The organism is Oerskovia rustica (assembly GCF_014836555.1).
GTDB classification, from domain to species: Bacteria; Actinomycetota; Actinomycetes; order Actinomycetales; family Cellulomonadaceae; genus Oerskovia; species Oerskovia rustica.
Map to the genome: position 1 here is coordinate 165,677 of NZ_JACSQQ010000004.1, position 6,646 is coordinate 172,322.

General features: G+C 74.0%; 7 protein-coding genes. 5 read left to right on the plus strand and 2 right to left on the minus strand.

All coding sequences use genetic code 11. The features are described from left to right. Nucleotides 1–92 precede the first annotated feature (92 nt). On the minus strand, nt 93–1,094 hold the full coding sequence (locus tag H9652_RS03790) for an NAD-dependent epimerase/dehydratase family protein (RefSeq protein ID WP_191794889.1): 1,002 nt from the start codon (nt 1,092–1,094) through the stop codon (nt 93–95). 149 nt (nt 1,095–1,243) lie between these two features. Here H9652_RS03790 and H9652_RS03795 point away from each other — a divergent pair, with 149 nt between their 5' ends. Further along, the gene (locus tag H9652_RS03795; RefSeq protein WP_191794891.1) at nt 1,244–2,431 is read left to right on the plus strand and encodes an SLC13 family permease; all 1,188 of its coding nucleotides are present in this window, start codon (nt 1,244–1,246) and stop codon (nt 2,429–2,431) included. Between the two features lie 151 nt (nt 2,432–2,582). On the opposite strand, the gene H9652_RS03800 is transcribed toward H9652_RS03795, so the two are convergent. Beyond that, a complete protein-coding gene (locus H9652_RS03800; protein WP_191794893.1) occupies nt 2,583–3,314 on the minus strand; it encodes a hypothetical protein in 732 nt (243 codons plus the stop codon). Between the two features lie 124 nt (nt 3,315–3,438). Here H9652_RS03800 and H9652_RS03805 point away from each other — a divergent pair, with 124 nt between their 5' ends. From H9652_RS03805 to H9652_RS03820, 4 genes are all read left to right on the plus strand, one after another. Next, complete coding sequence (locus H9652_RS03805) at nt 3,439–3,774, plus strand: YnfA family protein (protein WP_191794895.1); 336 nt, start codon at nt 3,439–3,441, stop codon at nt 3,772–3,774. A 47-nt stretch (nt 3,775–3,821) separates the two neighbouring features. Beyond that, a complete protein-coding gene (locus H9652_RS03810; RefSeq protein ID WP_191794897.1) occupies nt 3,822–4,346 on the plus strand; it encodes a GNAT family N-acetyltransferase in 525 nt (174 codons plus the stop codon). 189 nt (nt 4,347–4,535) lie between these two features. Further along, nucleotides 4,536–5,747 carry an LLM class flavin-dependent oxidoreductase gene (locus H9652_RS03815; protein WP_191794899.1) on the plus strand — a complete coding sequence of 404 codons (1,212 nt, stop codon included), beginning with the start codon at nt 4,536–4,538 and terminating at the stop codon, nt 5,745–5,747. A gap of 164 nt (nt 5,748–5,911) precedes the next feature. Beyond that, nucleotides 5,912–6,535: an FMN reductase gene (locus H9652_RS03820; protein ID WP_191794902.1), complete on the plus strand. Its 624-nt coding sequence runs from the start codon at nt 5,912–5,914 to the stop codon at nt 6,533–6,535. Nucleotides 6,536–6,646: the final 111 nt, after the last annotated feature.

The following is a 6,646-nucleotide window of genomic DNA, read 5'->3' on the forward strand; positions in this document are numbered from 1 at the left end:
CGACCGACCACCGCCACGAACAAGCCGTCGGGAGTGCACCGGGGGACACCCCGGCACGTCCCGACGACGGGTCCGTGAGGGGGGACGGGCCGTCAGCCCGCGAGCGCCCGCGCCTCCTTGTCCGGGTCGAGACCCACCCGGGGGCGGTCGGCGCGCTGGGGAGCGGCGCCGTCGGGCAGGGTCTCCAGCCAGGCCCAGGTGTCCGCGACCGTCTCCTCGACGGGCCGGTTGCGCAGGCCCGCCTCGACCGCGCGCGACACGTCGCCGCGGTGCAGGGTGTCGTGCAGCTCGCCCGGGGGGAGCCAGACGGGGAGCTCGGTCCAGGGCGCGATGCCCGCGGCCTCGATCAGCTCGGGCGTGGTCCAGCGCAGCTCGGCGTCCGAGCCGGTCGCGGCCACGCACGCGTCGAGCAGCTCGCCCATGGTCGCGTGCCCGCTGGGGCTCACGACGTTGAACGGCCCGCTCAGGCCCTGCTCGGTCGCGTCGAGCACGAACGCGGCGAGGTCGCGCGCGTCGACGTACTGCAGGGGCAGCGCGCTGGGCCCGGGCGCGAGCACGGGGCCGCCGCGGGCGATCCGCTGCAACCACCAGGGCAGGCGCCCGACGTTCTCCCGCGGCCCCAGGATCAGTCCCGCCCGGGCGAGGACCGCGCGGTGCCCGAACGCGTCCTCGACGGCCAGCTCGCCGCCGCGCTTGGCGCGCGCGTAGTCGACGTCGGCGCCGTCGTCGGGCGACGCGTCCACGAGGGGAGCTCCCTCGCCTGCGCCTGCCTCGGTCGGGTACGTGTACACCGACCGGCTCGACACGTACACGTAGCGGCCCACGCGGTCGGAGAGCAGGTGCGCGGCGTCGCGCACCGCGCTCGGGGCCCCGGACCACGTGTCGACCGCGACGTCCCACTCGCCGTCGGCGAGGGCGTCCAGGCCCCCGACGGCGGTGCGGTCGCCGTGCCGGACCCGCACCCCGTGCGGGGCCTCGTGCGTGCCCCGGTGGAACGTCGTGATGTCCCAGCCGCGGGCCAGGGCGTCGTCGACGACCGCCCGGCCCACGAACTCGGTCCCGCCCAGCACCAGCAACCGTGTCCCGTCCGTCATACACACGACTCTGCCCGCTGCGGGCGTGGTGCGAAAGCGCACGCCGCACAGGGCACGGGCCCGGGCGCGTGCGATAGTGACCCGGCCGCTCGTCCAGCGGGCGCTCGCAGGGCGGGACGAGCAGGCTGTGAGCCGGGAGGGAGGACGTCGTGGCAGGTCGACGGGTGCGGGTGCCGCTGTGGGCGGTGGCCGTCGTGGTGGCCGCGTCCGTCGTCGCGGTCGGGTGGCTCCCGCTCGACGCCGCAGGCCGGCTCGCGGCCCGCGTCGGGCCGATCCTGCTGTTCCTCGTCGCGATCACGGTGGTCGCGGAGATGTGCGCGGCCGCCGGCCTGTTCGACGCCGCAGCCTCCTGGGCGCTGCGTCTCGCCCGGGGCAGCCGCCTGCGCCTGTGGGGGCTCGTGGTGATCCTCGCGAGCGCGTGCACGGTCGTCCTGTCGCTCGACACCACGGCCGTCCTGGTCACGCCCGTGGTCCTGACGATCGCGCGTCGCACGGGATCCCGGCCGCTGCCGTTCGCGCTCACCGTCCTCGCGCTCGCGAACACGGCCTCGCTGCTGCTGCCCGTCTCCAACCTGACGAACCTGCTCGCCGCCCACCGCCTCGCAGGGCTCCAGCCCGGCGTACCGTACGCCGCGACCATGTGGCTGCCGGCGCTCGTGGTCGTCGCGGTGACGGTCGCCTACCTGCTCGTGGTCCACCACCGCGACCTGCGCGGGACGTTCGACGCGCTCCCGCTGGTCGCCGAGCGCGACCGCGTGCTCCTGCCGCTCGCCGCGCTCGTGACGGTCGCGCTCGGGGTGTGCTTCGCCGTCGGGCTGCCCGTGGCCGCCGTCGCGGTGGGTGGCGCGGTCGTGCTGCTGGCCGTGACGCTCGCGCGGCGCCGAGACCTCGTGGCGCCCGTGGGCGAGCTCGTGCCCTGGCGGACCGTCCTTGTCCTCGCCTCGCTCTTCGTGGCCGTCGAGGCGTGGCAGGTGCACGGCCTCGGGGACCTGCTCGCACGGTTCGCGGGCACCGGGACCGGGACGGGGGACCTGCTCCAGGTCGCGGGGGCGGGCGCCGTCGCGGCCAACGTCGTCAACAACCTGCCCGCCTACCTCGCGCTCGAGCCTGCCGCTGCGGACGACCCCGCACGGCTCGCAGCCCTGCTCGTCGGCGTGAACGCCGGTCCGCTGATCACGCCGTGGGCGTCGGTCGCGACCGTGCTGTGGTGGGTCCAGTGCTCCCGGCACTGGATGGGGTTCCGCGAGGTCGGCTGGTGGCCGCTCGTCCGGCAGGGTCTCGTGCTCGCGCCGCTCGCCGTGGTCGCCGGGGCGCTCGCGGTCGCGGCGGTCGTGTAGCTGAGCGTGCCGCGCTGAGCGCCCCCGGTGCCGAGCGTCCCGGTGCCGAGAACGGGGTTGAGGCCGTCATCGAGGGATTGGCGACCTCAGCCCCGTTCTCGCGCGCACGGAACCCGTGGGTCGACGACGCGAGGTCGTCGCGAGCCGCCCCTCAGGCCCGCACGCCGATCCACAGCCTCCCGTGCGGCACGAGGTCCACGCTCCGGTGCTCCTCGAAGCCGATGCGCTGCATCCCCTCGACCCGGGCGGGGTCGACGACGGCCGTCAGCAGCGGACCGTCCGCGGGCGCCACCGGGACGCCGTCGGGCGTGCGCTCGGCGCGCGCGGGCGCGTCCACGAGCAGGCGCAGGGTGGCGGCGCGTTCCGTGCCCTCGACGTCGGGCGCGACGGCCGCGGCGACGAGGATGAGGCGCGGACGGACGGCGTCGAGCGCGTCGGCGATCACGGACTGGGCGACGTCCAGGGCCTGACGGGTCGCGACGCGGACCGGCTCGTCGTCGGCGGGCTCGTCGAGCGGGTCGACGCCCACCTCGCGCACCAGGACCCCGCGCAGCTCGTCCTCGAAGGCCGGGACCTCGGGCGGGAGCCACACGGTCGTGGCCAGCAGCCCGTCGGCGTCCTCGGCGACCCAGATCTCGCCCTGCTCCATGATCCCGTGGCTCAGGACGAGCCGGGTCGCGGACGAGAGCTGCTCGGGGTCGACCGGGGCGTCGGGGGTGCCGTCGCCGTCGAGGTCGACCACGGGGTGGTCCGCGGTGAGCAGTCGGGCCACGCCGGGCACGTCGACGAAGCGTGCGCGTCTGACGGTCACCTGCGCCGCCCGCGAGGGTGCCACGTCGTGCGCGTCGCCCTGCTCGGGATGCTCGGTCTCTGGGGTGGGCATCGGGGCTCCGATCCTTCGGGGACTGCGACCTCCTACCAGTCTCGCCCGTCCGCCTGTGAGGGGGCTGTGCGCGAGAGGATGGGTGCGACCCTGCACTCACCCGTCGTCGCCCGAGGAGACCACCGTGACCGTCCTGCGCTCGATCCTGCTCTTCGGGGCTGCGGCCCTCTTCGAGATCGGTGGCGCGTGGCTGGTCTGGCAGGGGGTCCGCGAGCACAAGGGGTGGGTGTGGATCGGGGCGGGGGTCGTGGCGCTCGGGCTGTACGGCTTCTTCGCGACGCTCCAGCCCGACGCGAGCTTCGGGCGGATCCTGGCGGCGTACGGGGGAGTGTTCGTCGCGGGCTCGCTCGTGTGGGGCATGGCCGTCCACGGCTTCCGGCCGGACCGCTGGGACGTGCTCGGGGCGCTCCTGTGCCTCGTGGGCGTCGCGGTCATCATGTACGCCCCGCGTCCGCAGTGAACGAAATGTCCTCGACGGCCACGGCGGCGTTCGCCAGGATGTCGGCCATGCCTTCCCGCCTTCCGCGTCCCTCGTCCACCGGCACCGACGGGTCCACCAGCACCGTGGGGGGCGAGGGCGCCGCGCTCTCGGTCCGCGCCTTCGCGGCCGCCGACTACTCGTGGCTACGGGTCTGGTACGAGGACCCGGTGCTCGACGAGGAGCTCGGCCCGCTCGACGACGAGTGGCTCGAGTACGTCCTGGCCGACGAGACGGGCGAGGAGCTGGTCGTCCTGTCGGACGGAGTCCCGGTCGCGGTGGTCGGGATCGTGTGGGCGAACGGGGAGAGCACGGCGCACGCCGTCACCGACATCGCCGTCGACCCGGCGCGCCGGGGGACGGGCCTGGGGCGCGTGGCCCTCGACCAGGTCGTGGCTCACGTCGAGCGGGACGCCCCCGACGGTTGGGTCGCGTTCGTCGACCGGGAGAACCTGGCCGCGTTCGCGTTCTTCTCGGCACTGGGCTGGGAGCACGCGGCCGAGCCCGATCCCCAGGACGAGGACGGCATGCACACGTTCGCGCTGCGCCCGTAGCCGCCGCCCACCCCTGGCCCGACGGCGCAGGGCGCCCGAGCGCCCCGGCTGCGCTCCGCCGTCGGGCCGCGGGGAGGGGTGTCGCGTGACCCACGCCACCTCCAGGTTCGGGGAATAACCCCGGGACCCTCCCGGTTCTCCTCCAGTACATGCAAATGCATCAACTTGAAGGACGAGGGAGCAACCCCCATGCAGTTCGGAATCTTCACCGTCGGCGACGTCACCACCGACCCCGTCACCGGTCGCACGCCCAACGACACCGAGCGCGTGCGGTCCATGCTCACCATCGCGAAGCACGCGGACGAGGCAGGCCTCGACGTCTTCGCCACGGGTGAGCACCACAACCCCCCGTTCGTCCCGTCGTCCCCGACGACGATGCTCGGCTACCTCGCCGGGCAGACGAAGAACATCATCCTGTCGACCTCCACGACGCTCATCACCACGAACGACCCGGTGAAGATCGCCGAGGACTACGCGATGCTCCAGGTCATCTCGGACGGTCGCATGGACCTCATGATGGGCCGCGGCAACACCGGCCCCGTCTACCCGTGGTTCGGCAAGGACATCCGTGAGGGCGTCAACCTCGCGATCGAGAACTACGCGCTGCTGCGCCGCCTCTGGGAGGAGGAGGTCGTGGACTGGCAGGGCAAGTACCGCACGCCGCTCCAGGGCTTCACGGCCACGCCGCGCCCGCTCGACGGCGTCGCGCCCTTCGTCTGGCACGGCTCGATCCGCACCCCGGAGATCGCCGAGCAGGCCGCCTACTACGGTGACGGCTTCTTCCACAACAACATCTTCTGGCCCATGAGCCACACCAAGCAGATGGTCCAGTACTACCGCCAGCGCTTCGAGCACTACGGCCACGGCAAGGCCGACCAGGCGATCGTCGGGCTCGGTGGCCAGGTCTTCATGCGCAAGAACTCCCAGGACGCGGTCCGCGAGTTCCGGCCCTACTTCGACAACGCGCCCGTCTACGGGCACGGCCCGTCGCTCGAGGACTTCAGCGCGCAGACCCCCCTGACCGTGGGCAGCCCGCAGGAGGTCATCGACCGTTACGGCGCCATGCGGGAGCACGTCGGCGACTACCAGCGCCAGCTCTTCCTCATGGACCACGCGGGCCTGCCGCTCAAGACGGTCCTCGAGCAGATCGACCTGCTGGCCGGCGAGGTCGTGCCCGTGCTCCGCAAGGAGATGGAGGCCAAGCGCCCCGCCCACGTCCCGAGCGACCCGCCGAGCCACGCCCAGCGCGTCGCCAAGGCCCGCGCCGAGGGCAAGATCGCGGAGCAGGTCGTCGCGGCCGCGGACCACTGGACGGGCAAGACCGCCGAGGACGACATCCTCGCGGCCGAGGCCGCCGAGGGTGCGGGGACCGCCCGCAAGGGCTCCGCGTTCGGTCTCTGACCGACCGTCCGCCCGGGGTGACCCGGGCGGGGGGGGGGGGGGCCGGCCGTGGGGGCCAGGGGCGGCCCGGCTCCTCAGCACCACCGGCCACGCACCACGCACCACCCGCCGCACGCACCGTGCGGCACACTCGAAGAACCCTCACGAACCAGGAGCACCACCTCATGACCGCTCGCCAGATCGTCGCGATCTCCGCCGGCCTCGGCCAGCCGTCCTCGACCCGCCTCCTCGCCGACCGGCTCTCCGCCGCCACGGTGGCCGAGCTCGGCGACCTGGGCGTCGCCGCCGAGGTCACGACGGTCGAGCTGCGCGACGTCGCCCACGCCATCACCGACGCGATGCTCACGGGCTTCGCGAGCGGTGACCTCGCCGAGGTGAACGAGAAGGTCACGGGCGCCGACGCGCTCGTCCTGGTCACCCCGCTGTTCACGACCACGTACTCGGGCCTGTTCAAGTCCTTCGTCGACATCCTCGACAAGGACTCGCTCCAGGGCGTGCCCGTGCTGCTGGGCGCGACGGGCGGCACGTCCCGCCACTCGCTGGCCGTCGAGTACTCGATGCGCCCGCTGTTCACGTACCTGCACGCCGACGTCGCGACGACCTCGGTCTTCGCGGCCACCGACGACTGGGCGGCCGAGGGCGACAGCACGCACGACGCAGGCCCGCTCCCGGCCCGCATCCGCCGGGCGGCCAAGGAGCTCGCGACCACGGTCGCGGCCCGCGAGCCGCGCACCGCGACGGGCATGTTCGACGGCGTGCCGTCGTTCGCGCAGATGTTCGGCAAGTAGGGGCGCCCGAAGACCCACCGGCGCGCCGGGTGGTGGACCCGGTTGAGGGACCGGGGTGCGCGCCGGGGACCCGCAGCGGTGCGGGCGACGAAGGCCTCGACGGCCGAGCCG

What these genes read in the sequence shown, in the direction of transcription:
- H9652_RS03790 (WP_191794889.1), bottom strand. Translation starts at nt 1,094, where the DNA reads ATGACGGACGGGACACGGTTGCTGGTGCTGGGCGGGACCGAGTTCGTG.
- H9652_RS03800 (WP_191794893.1), bottom strand. Translation starts at nt 3,314, where the DNA reads ATGCCCACCCCAGAGACCGAGCATCCCGAGCAGGGCGACGCGCACGAC.
- H9652_RS03810 (WP_191794897.1), top strand. Translation starts at nt 3,822, where the DNA reads ATGCCTTCCCGCCTTCCGCGTCCCTCGTCCACCGGCACCGACGGGTCC.
- H9652_RS03815 (WP_191794899.1), top strand. Translation starts at nt 4,536, where the DNA reads ATGCAGTTCGGAATCTTCACCGTCGGCGACGTCACCACCGACCCCGTC.
- H9652_RS03820 (WP_191794902.1), top strand. Translation starts at nt 5,912, where the DNA reads ATGACCGCTCGCCAGATCGTCGCGATCTCCGCCGGCCTCGGCCAGCCG.